Origin of the sequence: Rhodococcus sp. SG20037, assembly GCF_031763325.1 — a bacterium.
Classification (GTDB): Bacteria; Actinomycetota; Actinomycetes; order Mycobacteriales; family Mycobacteriaceae; genus Rhodococcus_F; species Rhodococcus_F qingshengii.
In genome coordinates, this window is sequence record NZ_CP134497.1 from 5,819,579 (window position 1) to 5,839,040 (window position 19,462).

The following is a 19,462-nucleotide window of genomic DNA, read 5'->3' on the forward strand; positions in this document are numbered from 1 at the left end:
CCGTGGTGGGCACGGTTACGCTGTCAGTCACTTGAGCTCCTCGAGCAGAGTCTTGCGGTGGGTGATGGCACTGGCAGTTCTGGCGAAGGTCTGCCGCCAGTCCGGGTCACGTGCACGTTCCGCAGCACGCTCCAGCAAAGTTACTGCGCTGTAAGGAAATCGAGTCTCGGCCAGGCGCAGCGATGCGACGTACTTGTAGCGTGAGAATTCGCCGGCCTTGGCGCCTCCGTCGGCACGTCTGGCCGCAACTCGTTCCCACTGGGCCACCACTGCCCGGGTGATGTCCTCGGGCCATGGACCTCGCAGAGCGTCGTAGATCGCTGCCCGGCCCGGGTGCAGAACATTGGCGTCGCCGTTTCCGGACCTCAACAGATCAGCCAGCGCCTTGGCCGGCACCAACGGGAGCACGCGTCGATCGGTGGCGGTGCCGCGCATACGAAAGAGTTCCAGCGCCCATTCCGTATTGTTCTGCGCGACTGCGGCAGTGGACCACGCGTCGTGAAGGATCGGCTCCCAGCCTTCGTCAACGCTCATCCCCAAGGCCTTGCCTGGTCCACCGATCATGTTGTTCCACAGAGACAACGGCGCAGAACCGATCGCCTGACGCACATACTCGGCACGATAGTCGGTGTGTGGATTCGGCCGGTCTTCGATGCCGTCTCGCCTCGCCGCTGAATCGACTTCCTCAGGCGGGACGATGACGAGCGTGGACCGAACGAGTTTCCGTTCCACCCGCACCCATTTCCGAACCCGAGCAGCCATTCTCTCCCCGAACTCCGATTCGGGGAGTTGTCCGAGTACTTCCACTGCCGCGCGTCGCACGTCCTTGCGACGGTCGTCGAGGGCTTCCTCCAACAATGGTTGATCATCCGCACTCAGTCCGTTTGCCAGCGCCGCGACGAAGGCAGCCTTCTGTTCGCCCCGCTCGGTGCCCCAGGACATTCGGAGTTCGGCCAGCGCCAGCGCGGGATCTGTTCGACGAGTGTCTATCAGCCACTGTGTGCGCTGCGACGAACTTCCGTGACGCCACACGTCCGGGTTGGCATCCCTGGTTCGGACGAGTTTGCTCCACTCGGGGTTTTGCGCGGCAAGCCATCGACCACGCTCGCCGACAATCTGCAGGATGCTCTCCCGGTGAGCTTCACTTGCACGTGCAAAGGAAAGCAACTCGGCGACCAGATGATCAGGCGCACGGTAATTGTGCTCCAACGCGACTGCGAACCATTCGTCGAGCAAGGTCGCCTTGGCCGCGAGCATCGACAGCAGATGCGCCGATGAGGATTCCGGCAGCGTGAATCGAACATCGTCTGGCGCAGGTGTCGGCACCGCCGCCGTGGTGGAGCCCGCACCGCCACGGCGGTACGCCCTCTCCAACGCTGCTCCTGCGAGAAGCATCTCGGCAGGATCGCCGTCGAGTTCGCGAGCGTAGCCACGCACTTCAGCCGGCAGCTCCTCGAATGTTGTTGCTGTTCTGGCTGTCCCAAGGAGCGCCGCTGAGATCAATGTACTCACAGCACGATCACCTGCCCTCCCGTGAAAACCGAGATCGGAGTAAGAGCCAGCGCGTTCCACGTTCCGCAGACTGTGACCGGGTAACCGCCGGAAATGCCGAGCAACTTCCACAGAAGATCCGAATCACCCTCTGCCCGAAGCGCTGTGCCCGATTCGTCGACGACAAACCATGATCCGTCGACGAACGACGGGACCACCGAACTGATCACTGCCGGCCACGAGCGCAACCATGGATCCGCGGCGAGGGCATCGGTAAACTGCTGCAACGCAGTGTCGATGCTTCCGAACGGCATGGTTGTGAAGGGCTCCGGTTCTCCGTGCGTGACCCCTATCCGCGCCCGCAATGCCGCGGCACCGGGATAGAAATGAACATCGGCGTTGAGCAGAAACCCGACTGGCGGCGTTTCGGTGGCAAAATTGGGTGACCCGTGGGAGAAGTCGAGCAGCATGGCCCACCGCTTTGAATTCCTGCCGAGCATCCACACCGTTCGGGTGAACAGTCGCTTCTCCTCGGTGATCCCGGAACCGAGAATCATCCAGTTCTCTTTCACCGGAATCGATTCCATCACACTCTCGGTTGAGACCGGATAGCCGACGTGTGCTTTCACCGAATGGGCAAGATCTTCCGGCAACTCGGACAGCTTCTGATGCGCAGCAACCAGCAGGTGCAACCGAGCCAACTCGTCGAGGACTTTCTCGGGCCAGTTCTCGGTAGACGCAACGGTGCCCGCCAAGGCTCGAAGTGTGCCTGCGACACCAGGCGCCTGAGCATCCACCATTCGAGCAGCTACTGCGTCGAAGCCCGCCCAGGATGTGTCCATCGCTGCCAGACCACTGCGGATCTGATCGGTGATCCACAGGTCCAATTCGACGAGCCCGCTCGCAACGCGGTCGGCGCGCTTCTGCGCTGTCGCCGGGTCGGGAGCCCTCTTGGGAGCCTCGTCGCCGGTCTCAGCCCTTTCGCCGCGGGTCTCGGCCTTCTCCTCGCGGCGCAACAACCACTCTGCCGCGAAGTCGGCGGGCTCGTCCGCCGACGGCACACGCCCTTCCGACCATTCCACCAACAGCCCCAGAGCATGTTTGCACGGAAACTTTCGACTGGGGCACGAGCACTTGTATGCAGGGCCCCGCAGGTCGACCACTGCTTGATACGGCTTCGAGCCGCTGCCCTGACACAGCCCCCAGAGCGCGAGACCCCTGTTGCCGGCATGGCTCCACGAACCAGCCAACTTGCGCGCAGCGGCCAGCGATGCGGCGTCCGGAGCTACCGACGCCACCTGCCCAGCTGTCCACGGCGAAGTCACTCGACCACAGTATGACAACCCGCTGACATCACGGAGTCAGGCCGATTCGTTGGTGAATAACCCCTTGACTCGAACACATATTCGAATATGATTTGGGGAGGGGATCGGGGGATTCAATGAGCGTCTTGTTGTCGGATGTGGTGTCTGGTTCTGCGGTGGGGTTACGCGGACGCCTGTGGCAGTTGACTGCTGCCGAGTTGCGCGCTGCTGCTGTCGAGGCGAGTGCGGAGATTCTGCGCCTGGAAGCCGTTCGAGTGGCGGTGGTCGATGAACTGTCGATGCGCCCGGATGATCAGGTGATTGCCAGCCGCGGAGTGGGTGCGTGGTTGGCGGCTAACACCATGCTGCAGGTTCGGGACGGGAAAAAGATCGCCGCTCTCGGTGCAGCGTTGCGGCCGTTTCCGGCGGTGGCTGCTCGGTTCGATGGCGGGGACTGTTCGTTCGAGCATGCGGTGTTGATCGTGGCGTTCTGTGAATCACCCCCGAAAGGCATGCCGGACGCCGCGCTCCCTCGCTGTATCGACCTACTGCTTGCGGCTGCGTCGGGCGTGGAAGCGACGACCACGAAAGTGCGGAACGTGATCGCGACCTTGGAGCGAATCTTCGAATCCGATGAAATTCCACCCGCCGAAGACATCGACCGGAATGAGCTGCGGATCGCGTCGACATTGAACGGTCGAGTGGTGGTGCGCGGCGATTTCGACGCCCTCACCGGCGAAATGTTGCTGTCGGCCCTGTCGAATCTGACGATGCCCACCCCGGCACCCGATGGAACCCCGGATTCTCGGTCGGCGGCGAAGCGGACCGCGGACGGGTTCGCCGAACTGATCCGCCGCTATCTCGATTGCGCGAAGACCGGCACCGATGGTGGGCAGCGTCCGCATGTGAACGTGCACATCAATGCTCGGGATTTGGCGGAGCATCGGGATTGTGCCGCACAGTCTTCGGATTCGGGTGATGACGACTCTCTGGACCTGGCCGATCTTGATGTCGGGCACATGCCCTGGCTCGGACCACTGTCCGTGTCGCAGACCCGACTTCTCGGATGCGATTGTTTCCTCTCCACCGTCCTGCTCGACGATCACGGCGCGCCCTTGGATGCGCAACCCGGGAAACGGTTGGTGACCGCGGAGCAGCGAGTGGCGTTGATCGCCCGAGACAAAGGCTGCGCGTTCCCCGGCTGCACGTGTGTACCGCCGTGGACTGATGCGCACCATATCCGGCACTGGGCGAACGGCGGCCCGACGGTGATGAACAACCTGGTGCTGCTGTGCCGTTCACATCATCGATTGATGCACCGAAAATCCGGGTTCGTCGGGAAATGGGAAATCCGCATCGGTGTCGACAACAAACCCTGGTTCGTCCCGCCGCCCTCGATCGACCCCGGGCAGCAACCGCGGCCCGCGAACACCACCTTCAAACCTGAGGGGTCAAACCTCTTTGGCGACAACAGAACACGGCCAGGCTCCGCATCGGACATCAAAACCCGATACGGAGCCCACAGGCCGTGGCGCGTCCACAACTTTCCACAACTCACGACGTTCGCGCGGGGCGCAAGACCGATCTGCCCAACAACTCACAAACCTGCAGGGCCAGAGCAAGATCCAACTTGTCTCGGCCGGCAGCAACTGGATCGCCGAGCGCCTTGTTGATGCGATACTTCACCGTATTCCGGTGCAGATTCATGTGATTGGCAGTGTGCAGATGACTTTCACCATGTGCAAAGTACACACTCAACGTCGTCCGCAAGGATGCAGCAGAGGGCGTATCTTCCGCCAACGGGCCAAGCACCTCCCAGACCCACGACTTCGTCGAATCGATGTTCTCGGACAGAAGTGAAACCACAGCGACGCCGCGGTCTCCGAAGCTCACCACAGGTCGCTGCGGTGTATCCGGGACGGCAGCAACCGAATAGGCGGCGGTTGCCTGTTCGTGGGACCGTTTGAAACCGTCGACCCCTGACCCCGGCAGTCCGATTGCCACCCGCGCCCCGCCGTCCAACGGCACTGCCGCCGCGAGAACCTCCGGATCCGGCGCAGGCACCCGGCGACCGAACGGCAGCCACGCCCACACCGTGCGCCGATCGATGGCGGTGATGATCGGCGGCTTGTCCGCTCCCGCCGCTGCGCCGAGATCACGTACGAGTCGGTCCAGCGTATTGATGCCCATGACGTCGGCATCCCACGTCGACCAGACCACCAGGGCGACGTGGTTCTGACCCAGGCGGTACCCGGTCTCCGCTTCGAAAGCAGCGGTATCTGCGTTGGTGCCGGACAGGAGGGCGTGGATTGCGGCGGAATGGAGGTTTCCCTGCGCTGCCATCCATCGACTGCGTTCCCGCTCGTACGCGTCGAAGACGTAGAGCGTGATCCAGTCGATGTAGCTGTAGACCACGTCCGAAGTGTGTTTCAGGACAGCCAAAGTGAGTCGCGCCGGAATATCCAGTGTGCTGATCTCGTCGTGGCATATCCGCATCAGATCGCCTTGGCCCATGTGATAGGCCCGGACAAGGGAGTTGGACGGGACATCCCGCTGCGCCAGACGCAGAGCGTATTCCACTGCAGCAGTGGTGGGTTGGAGATGATCGATCGGAATGTCGTTGGCCAATACGTGGATGATCGTCGTGATGTTTCCCTGCACGCTGGCCTCGAGCATTTCGAGCAATTTGGCGTCTGCATCCAATTGGTCGATTTCGTGAGCCATCATGAAGGCCATCTCACGCGCGATGTCGGCGCTGCGCTCGTCGAGTCGTCGTGCCAACTCGGCAACCACCGCAAGCACTTCCGGCTCCGCGGCTGCAGGCACTCGGGCGAGGCGCCGCATCGCACCGGCGCCTCGTTCCTTGTGCGATGGACTACTCACAGAACTTCCGCACCCTTTCGTCGCAGGTACTTCAGAGCCGATTCGGCTGCGTTGTACCCGCACATTCCATGTGCTCCGGCACCCGGCGGGGTCGAGGCCGAGCACAGGTAAGTGCCCGCGATCCCCGTGCTGTACGGATCGACTGCGACGCGCGGACGCAAGACAACCTGCAGTTCGGTGTTGGCACCTCCGATGATGTCGCCGCCTACCTGATTCGGATTGTCCTCTGCCAGGTCAGCTGTACCACTGCTCGACGTCGCGACGATCTGCTCCCGGAATCCTGGCGCAAACCTCTCGATCTGACGGATGATCGCCTCCGTAGCGTCGCCGGCGTAACCGTGAGGCACGTGCGCATAGGCATACAGCGGATGAACGCTCCCGGCAGATCGGGTGGGATCAGCCAGGTATTGCTGACCTAGGAGCACGAACGGCCGGTCCGGCATACGGCCTGAATTCGTCTCACGCTCAGCGGCCACGATTTCGTCGAAACCACCTGCCAGATGGACAGTTCCGGCCCGAGCACAGTCCGGATTGGTCCACGGCACATGACCTTCGATCGCAAAATCGACCTTGAATGCTCCGGGAGCCTGCTTGAACTTTCGATAGGCCCTCGCCACTCGGCCAGGGAGTCGATCGCCCAGAATTTCGAGCGCACCCCCCGGATTGACATCCAGCAGAACAACATCGGCGTCCGGAATCTCGGAGGCCGTACGAACCCGAACGCCAGTGTCGATCTTGCCGCCGTGATCGAGGAGCATCGCGGCCATCGCGTCGGTGATCGACCGCGAACCTCCCTCGGCAACCGGCCAACCGTAGCGGTGACCAGCAGCAGTGATCATCAATCCCACCGCCGAGGTGGCCGGACGGTTGAGTGGATAGAAGGCGTGTGCGGCAACCCCGCCGAACAGCGCCTTCCCCTTGTCCGTCTTCCACAGTTTGGCGGTCACCGTTGCCGGAAGCAGCGCTCGCGGACCGAAAGCTGCGAGCCGCAGCGGATGGTGCGGAACATTGACGATCGGGCGCATCAGATCGGACGCCAGCGCATCGAACCCAGTCGACAAGTCACCGAACATGCGTTGCCATCGAGGCCCGTCAGCGCCGAGTCCCGCAGCCGTCTGCTCCAGCGAGCGGTACAGAACCCCGGCGTCCCCGTTGTCGAGCGGATGCGCGCAGTCCACCTCTGCCCATCTCCAGATCAGCCCGTATCGCTCGAGGTCCAGCTTGGACAGGTACGGCGAGCCGATACCCATCGGGTGAAACGCCGAGCAGTGATCATGGATCAACCCCGGCACGTCGATCGGACCGGAGCGGGTGCCTCCGCCGATCTGGTCGGCAGCCTCGAGCACCTGCACGTCCACACCGCTACGTGCGAGGTGTACCGCGGCAGCGAGCCCATTGGGCCCGCTGCCGACGACTACGGCCTTTGTCACTTACTCACCTCTTGCTCGCTACCGCTGACCCTCGTACGCATCTTCGGTTCGGAGACAACCTGCGGATCCGTTGCCGCGCGGTCGGCCCGTACGTCCAGTGTCCACTGAACGTCGAACGGAATGGGCCCGTTCGGCAACCACGGCTGTTCGGCCACTGCGTCGGCGACCTTGAAAGTACCTCGTTCGATGACACCGAGAGCGGCATCGATCACCTGGTACTCCTGCGTTCCCTTGTGGATGGGCTGCGATTCGATCCAGGTCACCAGGAACTCACCGGGTGCGAAATTGCAGCGACGCTGAATGGCTGCGATCAACTTCGCGTCGTGCAGGTGCCCGTCACCGAAGTTGAAGGCGACGATGGAGTTGCACATGAACTCTGCTTCCCGCAGTGAGTACGTGTTGATGTCGTCGCCGAGGTGCCTGATCATCAGAGAGAACAGCGCACGCCCCTGGCTGTGCATGGAACGCCAGCCCAACAGCTGATGCAGAACGACATCGGACACATCTTCGGGGTACATCGTCATCAACTGATTGCGCGTATCCGGCGACGGACGCTTGATGAACTGGTCGATCTTGGCTTCAGCGCCCGGCGCGAATGCCCACGTCGCGGATGCCCAGTTGCCGGCGTACTGACGCATCGACGGCAGGAAGGACACCAGATCGGGTCGAAGGTTTCCGAGAATGGGGAAGAAGGCAAGGGCTGCAACAATTCCCGCGGTAATCCACGGTGAGGACATGGCGCCGAGTCCGTAGCCGTCCCATGCCGGGAATCCCAGGAACAGGAAGACCGAGGCGTAGGCGAACAGAAGATTCCATTCGAGTGGGACGGCAAGCGGGAAGGTCGACGCGATGAACAGATGGAATCCGACCATGAGGATCACGGCGAGGATCGTGAGGGTCTTGTTCGTCGAGAACAGCAGTATCAACGGGGTGACGATTTCGACCATCGTTCCGGCCACGTGTGCGACGCCGCCGCCCAGGTGTGAAGGCCGCAGATCCTCCGGGAAATTCCGGTAGTGGGCGCGCTTGATCTTCTTCGACGGGATCCACGGGGTATTGCTGAGCATCGGAGGAACCACCAGCGAGAAATGGCGACCGAACTTCGAGACACCGGCACCGATCCACACCATGACGATCAGCAGTTTGAGCGCCAGGATCATGTCGACGAACGGCAGGAATGTGAAGAAGAAGATCGCCGGCAGGTACTGCTCACTACGGGCAGCGATGAAGGGCACCTTGTCCCGCAACCCGAGAATCACCATGAGTACCAGGAAGGAGTACAAGACCGTCGGACGCACCAGTCCGGCATTGTCAGCGATTGCCGAATCGATTCCTGTGGTGTGAACACCGGGGAGAACAGCGGCAACAAGGAGATTGGCGACTGCGGCGGCATAGATGAAGACGTCGAACACCGTGCGGGTGTCACCCGAGGTGAGCGGCACTTTGCCCGGCCACGGTGGCAGACGAATGGTGCCGGGGCGGAGCCAGTAGAGAACTCCACCGGTCATCGGCTTGAAGTGGCCGGCGAGCGGCCCCCAGGATCCTGCCAAGCCCAGCATCTCGAGCATCATCGTCCAGATGATGAGTTTCTGGTAGACGATCGGCTGGTTCCACCACGATCCGATGTCGAACCACGAGAGGCCGGAAGTCAAAGTGGCAACGGCTGTTCCAGCTGCCAGGTAAAGGAACAACAGTTTCATGATGTAGACGGTGTGGACCATCTTCGGCGTACCGAAGCCGTAATCCACCCAGTGCGTGGACATGTCACGCAGACGCTCGAGAAACGGCTTGTCCATGAACGTTGCCGGATCGACGGGAGGGAAGTTTCCTTCTTTGAATCCCATGATGTGCTCCTGAAATACGGAATGTGGGCATGACGGATCGACTCGACGGACGTCGTCGAGTTGTGCTGGTACTACGGGGAAGTGACTAGTGAGCGGGAGTTGCGCTCAGAGCTCGTCTCATTCCAGGTTTGTCGATCTTGCCCACCGGGTTTCGGGGAAGCGCATCGACGACGTAGATCGCCACTGGCACCTTTACTCGGGTGAGCAAGGCCGTGACATGTTCGAGCAGTTCGTCTTCGGTGACGGGCGCATCGGGGTAGGCGACAACATAGGCAACTGGCACCTCTCCGTAGACCTGGTGCGGAGCGCCGATGACGGCTGCCTCGAGCACGGAAGGGTGTGTAGCGAGCGAGTTTTCGATCTCCTTGGGGTAGATGTTCTCTCCCCCACGGATGATCATGTCCTTGATGCGATCGACCAGGGTCAGGTAGCCGTCCTCGTCGAGGACTCCGACGTCACCGGTATGCAACCAACCATCCTTGACGGTCTTCGCAGTCTCCTCCGGCTTACCCAGATAGCCACGCATCACGTTGCCACCCTTGATGACCACCTCTCCGGCAGTCCCGGCGGGCGCAAAGGTTCCGTCCTCGGCAAGAATGGAAATCTGCTGGCCGGGCAACGCCGGGCCGACCGTACCGAGTTTGCGCACGCCGTCCACAGGATTGCAGGCCGACGCACAGGTCCCCTCGGTGAGTCCGTAACCTTCCACGATCACGAAACCGAAACGCTGCTCAGCGCGTTCGAGGAGTTCCTTGCTGATCGGCGCCGCACCGCACACGGCAAACCTCAAGGACGACGTGTCGATCGAAGGGTCTTCCGGCTGTGAGGTCAGCATCGCGTAGATTGCCGGCACCGCCGAGAAATACGTGGGGCGAAGCCGCGCGACGTCGTCGAAGAATCTCGAAACCGAGAACTTCCCGGTGACACTCACCTGTCCGCCGACAAGTAAGGGCGTCAAGACGCTGACGCAGATCGCGTTGACATGGAACAGCGGCAGAATCAGCAGGCAGTGATCCGCGCCGGTAACACCGATGTTCTTGCCCATCGACGAAGCCATGAACTGCAGGTTGGCATGAGTCAGCATCACTCCCTTGGGCCGTCCGGTGGAGCCGCTGGTGTAGATGAGCAACGCCAGATCGTCTGCTGCAACATCGATTCCGGGTCGGGGATCGGTCGGCGGCACTGTCGCCAGATCCTCGACGCCCAACACTGCGCGGCCGCCCGAGGGTGCGTCGGCAGTGGCGGTGATGACCAACTCGGCCCCGGAGTCCGCGATCTGGTAGTCCGCTTCGTTCGCGGTGAACATCGGATTGATGGGTGTAGCGGCAGCACCGATGCGCCAGGCAGCCATGATCGCGATCAGCAACTCGACGCGATTGGGCAGCATGATCGCCACCACGTCACCGAGGCCGATTCCGAGTCCAGCCAATTGCGCGGCAACAGCTTCCGTGCGATCTGCGAACTCTTCATACGTGAGTTCGACGTGGTCGTCCCGCAAGCACGGCTTCTGCCCGTACTTCTCTGCAAGATCCCAAGCCAGATATCCGATGTTCGCCACGAGAGTCAGCACCTTTCATTCGTGTGTGACTCAAAACACTATCGGCGTCCTGCGGCCGAAGAAACGGTCCCAGGGGATCAACTTGTCCAGGTTCTTTGTTCCCTGAGCACAACACCACACGTACGGTATGCATCAGTTCGACGGCTGATGCAACACCTCGTGGGCGCGTCTGGTCACCACCTCGGAGATCCGGCGCAAGACAGGTGACGACAGTTTCCACTGCTGCCAGTACAGCGGAACGTCGTCCACGAAGTCCGGATCGAATCCGATCAGCACGCCGGAGCGATCGTCGTCGCCGCGCTGCAGGTCCGGTATCAATCCCCAGCCGTATCCCCGCCTGACGGCGTCCGCGAAGTCTGCCGATGACGGAACAAGATGACGGGGCGGATCGGCGGGGTGGCCGACCTTTTGATCGAGGTAGCGATCCTGCAGTAGATCCTTGCGATTGAACACAACCAGCGGCGCCTCCGAAAGGGATTCGGCCGTGACACCGTCTGCGAACCAACGACGGCAGAACTCCGCACTCGCCATCGGCCGATACCGCATGATGCCCAAACGGCTGGAGGTACACCCTTGAATCGGTGACGCAACAGAGGTGACGGCAGCCATGACCGAACCGTCGCGCAGTAGTTCAGTGGTGTGGTCTTGATCGTCGAGATGAAAATCGAAACCGACTTCTTGCGTGAACTCCGCGAGGGCCCCGAGAACCCAGGTGGACAGCGAATCGGCATTGACCGCGATCGAGACGCGTGCAAACATCCCTGAATCATTTTCAAGGCCGAGTTCTCGCACGGTGTCACGCGACAGTGCGTCTATCTGACGGGCAAGACGCAGGACTTCTCTCCCCGAATCGGTGACCCGGATGGGTTTGGTGCGCTGCACCAGGATCCGGCCAACCGAGGTCTCGAGACCTTTGATTCGTTGGCTGACCGCCGAAGGCGTGATGTGTAACTTCCGCGCCGCCGCCTCGAAGGTTCCCTCGTCGACCGCGGCGTGCAATGCCCTCAGTTGCTCGAAATCCAACATAATCTGAAGCTACTCTGATGCATCCTAAGAATCATTAGCTGGACTGACTGAAATCCGAGCGGCAGGCTCGACGACATGCTCAGCACCAACGACCCTGCGTCGGCCCTCGTCGGTTTCGGAGTCGGACTGTCATTGATCGTCGCAATCGGCGCCCAGAATGCGTTTGTTCTTCGCCAAGGTCTGACGCGATCGCACGTACTCCCGATCGTCGCAGTGTGCGCGTTGTCAGACGCAATTCTGATCCTTGCAGGCATCAGCGGAATCGGGACCCTCCTCGAACACGCACCGTCGCTGATCACGTTCGTTCGTATCGCCGGTGCGGTCTTCCTCCTCAGCTATGCAATCTTCGCCGCCAAGCGGGCGCTTCGACCCCAGACGCTGGCACCGGATCAGCACGGCAACGGTTCGAGGCTGACCGCCGTCACGATGGCATTGGCCCTCACCTGGCTCAATCCACACGTTTACCTCGACACCGTGGTGCTCATGGGTTCTATCGCCAACGGTCGCGGCGAGATCGGACGTTGGTGGTTTGCCGCCGGTCCCATCACGGCAAGTGTGGTCTGGTTCGGCGCCCTCGGTTACGGCGCACGTCTGCTGACGCCGCTTTTCGCGAAACCCAACGCGTGGCGGGTTCTCGATGCTCTGATCGCCGTGATGATGGCGGTTCTCGGAATCAGCCTGCTTGTCGAATTGTGACCAGGCTGCACAACCTCGATCCGACCCTGCGGGTAGCGGGATGGGTTACCGTCCAAGGTGAGGAAGCTCAATTCACCTGTCGCGAGTTGTGACCATCAGGTAGGGCTGATCACGATGACCGAGGACGATGGCGGCACCGAACCGCGGGACTCCCTCCGCGGACTGGGTTTGCTGTGTCTACTCGCTGCGGTCGCCGGCGTCGGGGTCGGATTTGTCGGCGGCGCGTTCCGTTGGTGTCTGATCAGGGCCGACGAACTTCGTCAGGCGATCGTGAACTGGGCGCATCACGTTCCGTACGTCGGGTGGCTCGTGCCGGTCCTCCTGGTGGCCCTGTGCACCGTACTTGCCGTACTGATCGTCAGACGAGTGCCCCTCGCAAAGGGAAGCGGCATCCAGCACGTCGAGGCGGTGTCCCGCGGTGAAGCGAAACCGCCGGGAATCAATCTCGTGCCCGCCAGATTCATCGGCGGCCTCTTGGCGATCGGCTCCGGTCTGGTTCTCGGTCGTGAAGGCCCCACCGTACACATGGGTGCGGCGATCGGAGCAGAAGCGGGACGGCGAGCCCGCCTCACCGAACCCGACGTCGCCATGCTGCAAACATCCACGGCCGGAGCAGGACTCGCTGTCGCATTCAACGCGCCGATCGCGGGAGCACTGTTCGTCTGCGAGGAGGTGACGCACTCGTTCCGGCTGCGCACCGTGCTGCCAACGCTTTTCGGTGTTTCAGTGGCGGTGGGCTGTGCACGGATCGTCATCGGTGATCAACCCGATTTCGAAGTCGGCACCGTCCCGACACCTCAACTCGCATTCTTGCCACTGTTCGTCGTCTTCGGAATCCTCACGGGGCTACTGGGTATTGCGTACAACCGCCTGATTCTAGGACTACTCGACATCGTGGCACGGCTCGACAAGATCCCACCGACTGTCATCGGCGCAACGATCGGCGCCGTCATCGGCCTGACGCTGTTCCTCGACCCGTTGGCCAGTGGGGGCGGCGACGTTCTTGCACAGATGATCGTCGGCGGAAGGACCTTCCTACTGCCGATCCTGCTGCTGTACTTGGTGGTTCGGTTCTTCACCGGCCCGCTCTCGTATGCCGCTGGAACTCCCGGCGGACTGTTCGCTCCCTTACTCGCTCTCGGCGCGCTCTGGGGGTCGATCTTCACCGGACTGTCGAGCTTCGTGCCCGGAGTGGACGCCGGGCTCACGGTCACCATGGCCACCGTCGGTATGGCTGCCTTCTTCGGCGCCGTAGTACGCGCACCGTTCACCGGCATCGTAATCGTGGTCGAAATGACCGCGGTGACGTCGACGCTGGTCCCGATGCTCGCTGCCACTGCGGCAGCGGTATTCGTCACCACGTCGGCAGGGTCGGCACCTATCTACGACAGTCTGCGCGAACGGATGTTGGAGCCGCAACGCCCGCATACGGATTGATCCCCGCACACGGGTCATTGCAGCACGGGCGCGCTACGTGAATTCAGAATTTGCAGATGACTTCCTCAGAGAACCTGCGTACCGCATCTTTCTTCGCTTCCAGGTCGCAGTCGAACCCGAGGCCGTACATGGCCCAAGGAATGACGATCGATTCCGTCACTCCGCTATCGGCCAGTTCCAAGGAGCCGTCGAGACCGAAGCGATCGGCGCAGACGGCCTGAATTTCGAACGGGGACTCGGCGCGCCCGTACTCGACCCGCAGGACGCCGATCCTCGCGATGAGAGCTTGCAGATCAGCGAAAGAGACTGTAGCCGAGGTCCAACCGTCACCCACTCGCGCTGCACGGCGCAATGCGGCCGCGGAATGTCCTCCGATGTAGATGGGGACGGGATCGATCGGCGCCGGGCTCATCTGCAGCCTGTCGAAGTCGAAGAACTTGCCGTGATGTTCGACCATACCGCCGCCTAGAACCAGTCGCAGTACCTCGAGCATCTCGTCCACTCGCGGGCCTCGATCCTTGGGGGAAGCGCCGCACCACTCGAATTCCTCTGGCGCCCAGCCCACACCGACCCCGAGACCGAAGCGGCCTCCTGTCAAATTCGCGACCGACCCCACCTGGCTTGCCAGCAGCAGAGGATTGCGTGAGCTGAGCTCGAGCACCTGCGGATAAAAGCGAATCTTCGACGTTCCGGGTCCCATGAAGGCCGCGGCAATCATGGGGTCTACAAATGGTGTCTTCACGTCCCACATCCGCACACCGTCAGCGGTATACGGATACCCGGTAGCGCCCCGCTCGGGAAAGAACAGTGAGTCGGGCATCGTGATCGAAGAAAAGCCGCATTCTTCGGCCACTTTCGCAAGTGCAACGAGTTGAGAGAGGGGAATCATCGCCACGGCGAGGCTGAACTTCATCGGAAGATCCCTCTGTTCAGTTGACCGGAGCGACTGAAGTGTCTCGATGAGCTCGAAGTCGGTTCGCACCGATCGGCTTGGGAGACAGTGGATCCTGAACAGTCACTTCTTGCAACGCTCAGTCATACGACAACTCCCCCGCAGTGCGGTCGAAGCATCAGCCACCCTCGGTTGGACAAGGACGTGTTCGAGGTTACAAAGCTCCCGCTACTTCGGCTCGGCGGCTTCCCGCCAGGCGGACACATACCAAGAACTTCGGGGTCCTGGTGACACCTGGCACCCCACTCCCCCTGATTTCGCACCGTGCAACCTGCGAATCGGCCTACTGATGCAAGGGAGTTCCGACGTAGTTCTCGGCGATCAGCGTTCGTCCCGCCACGGAACGCGTGACCATGTCCAACTCGGCCAACTGTCGGCGATGCCCGAAACCGCTGTCGTCTGGCAAGCGATGGAGCATCGACGACATCCACCACGAGAAGTGCTGCGTCCGCCACACACGCGGCAACACCGTTTCGGTGTACCCGTCCAGCATCTTTCGGTCGGACGAGGTGAAGAAACCGTCCATTGCCTTCGCCAGTGCGTAGACGTCGGCGATCGCGAGATTCATTCCCTTCGCGCCGGTCGGCGGCACGGTGTGCGCCGCATCCCCTGCAAGAAACAGGTTGCCGTGCTGCATCGGCTCACACACGAAGCTGCGGAACTGGAGGATCGACTTCTGAAAGATCCTGCCGTCCTTGATCTCCGCCCCCTCACCGTCGACGCGCATGTGCAGCTCGTCCCAGATTCGATCGTCGGACCAGTTGTCCACGGAGTCGTCCGGATCGACCTGAAGGTAATGACGCTGTACCTCGGGCGTCCGTGTGCTGATCAGTGCAAACCCGCGCTCATGGTTGGCATAGATCAGTTCTTCGGACGACGGCGGCGCCTCGGCCAGGATGCCGAACCACGCGAAGGGATACTGGCGGAAATGATCCGTTCGGATCGACGGTTCGGGAATCAGCTTTCGCGTTCCGGTGCGTGAACCGTCGCAACCGGCCACCAGGGCGCACTCGAGCTTCTGATCATTTCCGTCCGAGTCGACAAAAGTGATACTCGGGCGATCCGATTCGTGATCGTGTACTTGCGCGTCGGACACTCCGAATCGAATGTCCCCGCCGTCAGCGAGACGCCGCGCGATCAGATCCTTGAGCACCTCGTGTTGCGGATACACCGTGACTGCTCGCCCGTCGGTCAGTTCGTCGAACGCGATTCGGTGCCCTCGTCCACCGAATCGCAACTCGATTCCGTGATGTTCGAGGCCCTCCCGCTTCAGTCGATCACCGAGTCCGGTCTCGACCATGAGATCAACCGTGTTCTGTTCGAGCACGCCGGCACGAATGGTGCCTTCTACCTCTTCGCGGGTGCGGCATTCCAGGACAACCGAATCGATTCCCTTCAGATGCAACAGATGCGAGAGCATCAACCCGGCGGGACCACCACCGACGATTCCGACCTGGGTGCGTGAAGAAGACATACAGAGAGCTCCTGAGGTGAGTGACGATTGAGACCACCCTCGACCACGATCACTCCTCTGAACAGCTGCAATTTCACTCAGTGAAAGACCGAAACGAGCTATCGAAACCCACCGCTACCAAGCCCGCGTGATATTCCACGGGCGGCCGCGACCAACGCCGGCAGTAAAGGAGCCGGATCCTGCTCCACCGGAACAACTGTCGAGACCGCTGCCACGACACTGCCCCCGGCTTCGCGGACAGGAGCGGCGACGGCAAGGGTTCCGACGTTCAGATACTCGCGACAGACCACGAATCCGGCGCGCCTGATCTCGTCGAGAGTTGCTCGCAAAATCCGCTCGGAAGTAATGGTTTTGGGAGTGAACGACTCGAGGCCGGCGCGAAGGACGTCGTCGAGAAGCTCGGTTCCGCCGTGCGCGAGGAGAATCAATCCACCGCTGGACGCGTGCAACGGCAATCTTCCGCCGGCACGGCCGACCACGGTGACGGCGCTACGCGAGGACAAGCGCTCGAGGTACAGAGCCTCGGTGCCCTCACGAACGACCAACTGCACGTTCTCTCGGGTGACCTCGTACAGGTCTTCGAGGAACGGCAACGCCACCTGCCGTAGGCCGTGAGCGCCGGGAGCGAGAGCGCCGATCTCCCACAACCGGACTCCGACCTGGTACTTGCCGTCACTCCGACGCTCGAGTGCGCCCTCAGCCACCAACTGCCCACACAGTCTATGGACGGTGGGCAGAGGCAAACCGCTGCGACGACTGATCTCCGACTGCGTCAACCGCGGCGATTTCGCGTCGAAGGCACCGAGCACGATAAATGCCCGGCCGATCAACGAACGCTCGCCTGATGCCATTCACACAGTGTGACTGACATCAGGCGAAACGTGTTCAGGCGGTGCGGAGCTACGCGGAGTGCGCCAATTCCGGTTCGCGTTCGGTCACCGGCGGCGTGGCCTCGATCTTCATCGGCTCCTGCGCGTAGTGGAAGTGCGGACGACGGTGACCGATGAACGAACCGAACCACGACATCACAGCGACATACCGGTTGCGGAAGCCCACCAGATACATCACGTGCACGGCCAGCCACATGAACCAGGCGATCGTGCCCTTGAACTCGACCTTGCGGACGCGACACACAGCGCTGAATCGGCTGATGATCGACATGCTGCCCTTGTCGAAGTATTTGAAAGGCGTTCCGGCCTTGACCTTTCCGTTCACAGTCTTCGCTGCGTGACGTCCACCCTGCATTGCAACGGGCGACTGACCAGGCAGACCGTTCAGCGAAGTCATGTCGCCGATGGCAAAGACGTTGGCAAACCCGCCGACGGTCAAGTCCGGATTGATGAGCAGACGACCTGCACGGTCACTCTCACAACCGGTCGCCTCGCCGAGCACTGCTGCGAAGTCGTTGGCGCGAACACCGGCCGACCAGATGACGGTCTCGGCGTCGATGCGCTTCTCTTCCTTGGTCTTTGCCGAAGAGACGGTGACACCGTGCTCGTCGATGGCGGTGACCATAGTGTTGAGAACAACCTCGACACCCGACTTCTCGAGCGAGGCCTGTGTGTACTCACTGAGCTTGCCGCCGAAGGCCGGAAGCGCAACGCCCGCGCCCTCGACCATGGTGACCGTGACCTCGTCGGCGCTGATGTTGTTGATGGACTTGGCGAAGTAGCGACGCGCCAGTTCCTTGATCTGTCCGGCGAGCTCGACGCCGGTCGCGCCTGCACCGACGACAACGAAGCTGAGCAGGTTGCGGCGAACCAGCGCGTCGTTGGTGGTGTGAGCCTCTTCGAAGCAACGCAGGATCTGCTTACGCAGGACCTCGGCATCCTCGACGGTCTTGAGCTTGTAGGTGACCTTTTCGAACTCGTCATGACCGAAGTACGCCTGGGTGGCACCGGTGGCTGCGATGAGCGAGCGGTATCCGAGAGTGTGGCGGGTGCCTGAAGCCTCGTAGACGACGGTGTTCTCTTCGGCGTTGACCTCGACGACGCGACCGAGACGCACGTCGGCGTTGGGGTACTTCTGCAGGATCGTGCGGATGGGCGGAGCAACTTCGCCTGCCGACAGAACGCCCGTCGCCACCTGGTAGAGCAGCGGCTGAAAGAGGTGCTCGGTGGTGGCGGAGATGAGGACGAACGGCGTCTTGGACTTCGCGAGGGTCTTGGCCGCGGCGAGGGCTCCGAATCCCGAACCGACGATGACTACCTGAGTCTGCTCGTGTCCAGTCGCGTCGATGTCAGCGCGACCCGCAGCTGTTCTATCCACAACAAATCTCCTCAACCAAATTGAAAGTATGACTATTACGGTATGGACTGATCATGGGTCGGGTCCAGCTAGCTGGAGTATTCGCAAGACTGTTATCTCGATTGCTCATAAGTAAGCTGTCCTCATGGACTTCCGCCAACTCAAGTACTTCCTCGTCGTGAGCGAGGAACTGAGCTTCAGTCGCGCTGCCGAGCGCTGCTTCATCTCGCAGTCGGCGATCAGCCATCAGGTCGCCCGACTGGAGAAGGAGCTTGGCGCGACACTCTTCGAACGCTCGACCCGAGCCGTTCGCCTTGCCCCGGCAGGATCGCGACTCGTGCCCATTGCGCAGCAAGTCCTCAGCCTCGAAACGATGGCCTACTCCGTCGCACGCGACCCACGAGCCCGGATCCGGATCACCGGAAACATGAGCTTCGCCGCTCAGACGCTGGACGCCATCGCACACGTGCGCGAACTTCATCCGGACCTGGACGTCGAGTTCGTCATCAAGAGTTTTGCCCACCGCATGGACGCCGTAGCCTCCGGTGACGCCGACATCGCGCTGATTCGCGGCGGCGTCGACCGCCCCGGACTCGAACCCTTGGACCTCGGCGTCGAAGATCTGCTGGTCGTCATGTCGAGCCGGCACCCCCTGGCCGGCCAGCAAAGCGTCGACCTCAATGATCTGGCCGCATACCCCCTGCTCCTGCCGCCGCGCCAAAGCCAGGTGCTCATTCACAAGGTGGTCGAGGACGCGTTCCGCGAGATAGATCGACGCGTCCAACTGGGCCCTGCAATTCCGAGCGATCACACAGCCACGCTGGACGTGATCACCAACCCGCGCGCCTGGACCCTGCTGTATTCGATCACCGCAGGCGAATCTCCACGCGCCGGCATCAGCTTCATGCGAGAATCGCACGGCCGCTTGCGAATTCCCGTCTCGGGAGTGACCCGCAGCGGCGCCACCCACTCGACCGAGTTCGCCGATCTGATCCAAGCGCTCAAGGACGCCATGAATCCGTCTTTCACTGAGTGAAAGTGCGATGGCGATCGACTCCCCTCACGGAGCAACGTGGTCCACAACCATGTGATGCGGCGCGCGGTTGCATCCCTTTACCGA

General features: G+C 61.7%; 14 protein-coding genes and 1 pseudogene. 4 read left to right on the forward strand and 11 right to left on the reverse strand.

All coding sequences use genetic code 11. From position 1 onward, the window contains the following. Positions 1 to 27 precede the first annotated feature (27 nt). Both RHP72_RS26920 and RHP72_RS26925 read right to left on the reverse strand, forming a co-directional pair. Positions 28 to 1,512: a DUF5691 domain-containing protein gene (locus RHP72_RS26920; protein ID WP_311094038.1), complete on the reverse strand. Its 1,485-nt coding sequence runs from the start codon at positions 1,510 to 1,512 to the stop codon at positions 28 to 30. Next, positions 1,509 to 2,816, reverse strand: a complete 1,308-nt coding sequence (locus tag RHP72_RS26925) for an SWIM zinc finger family protein (RefSeq protein ID WP_230359183.1) — start codon at positions 2,814 to 2,816, stop codon at positions 1,509 to 1,511. Before RHP72_RS26925 ends, RHP72_RS26920 begins: the two co-directional genes overlap by 4 nt. A gap of 116 nt (positions 2,817 to 2,932) precedes the next feature. Between RHP72_RS26925 and RHP72_RS26930 the strand changes: the two are divergent. Further along, positions 2,933 to 4,237 (forward strand): annotated as a pseudogene (locus RHP72_RS26930) (DUF222 domain-containing protein); the annotation flags it as partial. A gap of 112 nt (positions 4,238 to 4,349) precedes the next feature. Here RHP72_RS26930 and RHP72_RS26935 read toward each other — a convergent pair. The 5 genes from RHP72_RS26935 to RHP72_RS26955 all read right to left on the reverse strand — a co-directional run bounded on the left by RHP72_RS26935 (position 4,350) and on the right by RHP72_RS26955 (position 11,536). After that, the gene (locus RHP72_RS26935) at positions 4,350 to 5,639 is read right to left on the reverse strand and encodes a CdaR family transcriptional regulator (RefSeq protein ID WP_030536101.1); all 1,290 of its coding nucleotides are present in this window, start codon (positions 5,637 to 5,639) and stop codon (positions 4,350 to 4,352) included. Positions 5,640 to 5,674: 35 nt separating this feature from the next. Next, positions 5,675 to 7,108, reverse strand: a complete 1,434-nt coding sequence (locus RHP72_RS26940) for an NAD(P)/FAD-dependent oxidoreductase (RefSeq protein WP_311094039.1) — start codon at positions 7,106 to 7,108, stop codon at positions 5,675 to 5,677. Continuing rightward, entirely contained in the window at positions 7,105 to 8,952 is a 1,848-nt protein-coding gene (locus RHP72_RS26945) for a DUF3556 domain-containing protein (RefSeq protein ID WP_064075024.1), read from the reverse strand. Before RHP72_RS26945 ends, RHP72_RS26940 begins: the two co-directional genes overlap by 4 nt. Positions 8,953 to 9,037: 85 nt before the next feature. Continuing rightward, positions 9,038 to 10,510: an AMP-binding protein gene (locus tag RHP72_RS26950; RefSeq protein WP_165638423.1), complete on the reverse strand. Its 1,473-nt coding sequence runs from the start codon at positions 10,508 to 10,510 to the stop codon at positions 9,038 to 9,040. A gap of 132 nt (positions 10,511 to 10,642) precedes the next feature. Then, positions 10,643 to 11,536 (reverse strand): LysR family transcriptional regulator ArgP, encoded by an 894-nt coding sequence (locus RHP72_RS26955; protein ID WP_311094040.1) that lies wholly within the window; start codon positions 11,534 to 11,536, stop codon positions 10,643 to 10,645. A 75-nt stretch (positions 11,537 to 11,611) separates the two neighbouring features. Between RHP72_RS26955 and RHP72_RS26960 the strand changes: the two genes are divergently transcribed. After that, the gene (locus tag RHP72_RS26960; RefSeq protein WP_311094041.1) at positions 11,612 to 12,232 is read left to right on the forward strand and encodes a LysE/ArgO family amino acid transporter; all 621 of its coding nucleotides are present in this window, start codon (positions 11,612 to 11,614) and stop codon (positions 12,230 to 12,232) included. 114 nt (positions 12,233 to 12,346) lie between these two features. Further along, positions 12,347 to 13,669, forward strand: coding sequence for a ClC family H(+)/Cl(-) exchange transporter (locus RHP72_RS26965; protein WP_311094042.1), 1,323 nt, complete (start codon positions 12,347 to 12,349; stop codon positions 13,667 to 13,669). A gap of 43 nt (positions 13,670 to 13,712) precedes the next feature. Here the strand turns inward: RHP72_RS26965 and RHP72_RS26970 are convergent, their stop codons facing one another. The 4 genes from RHP72_RS26970 to RHP72_RS26985 form a co-directional block, all read right to left on the reverse strand. Further along, positions 13,713 to 14,582 carry a TIGR03619 family F420-dependent LLM class oxidoreductase gene (locus tag RHP72_RS26970; protein ID WP_311094043.1) on the reverse strand — a complete coding sequence of 290 codons (870 nt, stop codon included), beginning with the start codon at positions 14,580 to 14,582 and terminating at the stop codon, positions 13,713 to 13,715. Positions 14,583 to 14,904: 322 nt separating this feature from the next. Then, on the reverse strand, positions 14,905 to 16,095 hold the full coding sequence (locus RHP72_RS26975; protein WP_007730544.1) for a 4-hydroxybenzoate 3-monooxygenase: 1,191 nt from the start codon (positions 16,093 to 16,095) through the stop codon (positions 14,905 to 14,907). Between the two features lie 98 nt (positions 16,096 to 16,193). Then, positions 16,194 to 16,946 (reverse strand): IclR family transcriptional regulator, encoded by a 753-nt coding sequence (locus tag RHP72_RS26980; RefSeq protein ID WP_003943227.1) that lies wholly within the window; start codon positions 16,944 to 16,946, stop codon positions 16,194 to 16,196. A gap of 49 nt (positions 16,947 to 16,995) precedes the next feature. Continuing rightward, positions 16,996 to 18,363, reverse strand: a complete 1,368-nt coding sequence (locus RHP72_RS26985) for an NAD(P)/FAD-dependent oxidoreductase (protein WP_003942969.1) — start codon at positions 18,361 to 18,363, stop codon at positions 16,996 to 16,998. 124 nt (positions 18,364 to 18,487) lie between these two features. Between RHP72_RS26985 and RHP72_RS26990 the strand changes: the two genes are divergently transcribed. Further along, positions 18,488 to 19,378 carry a LysR family transcriptional regulator gene (locus RHP72_RS26990; RefSeq protein ID WP_003943104.1) on the forward strand — a complete coding sequence of 297 codons (891 nt, stop codon included), beginning with the start codon at positions 18,488 to 18,490 and terminating at the stop codon, positions 19,376 to 19,378. Positions 19,379 to 19,462 lie beyond the last annotated feature (84 nt).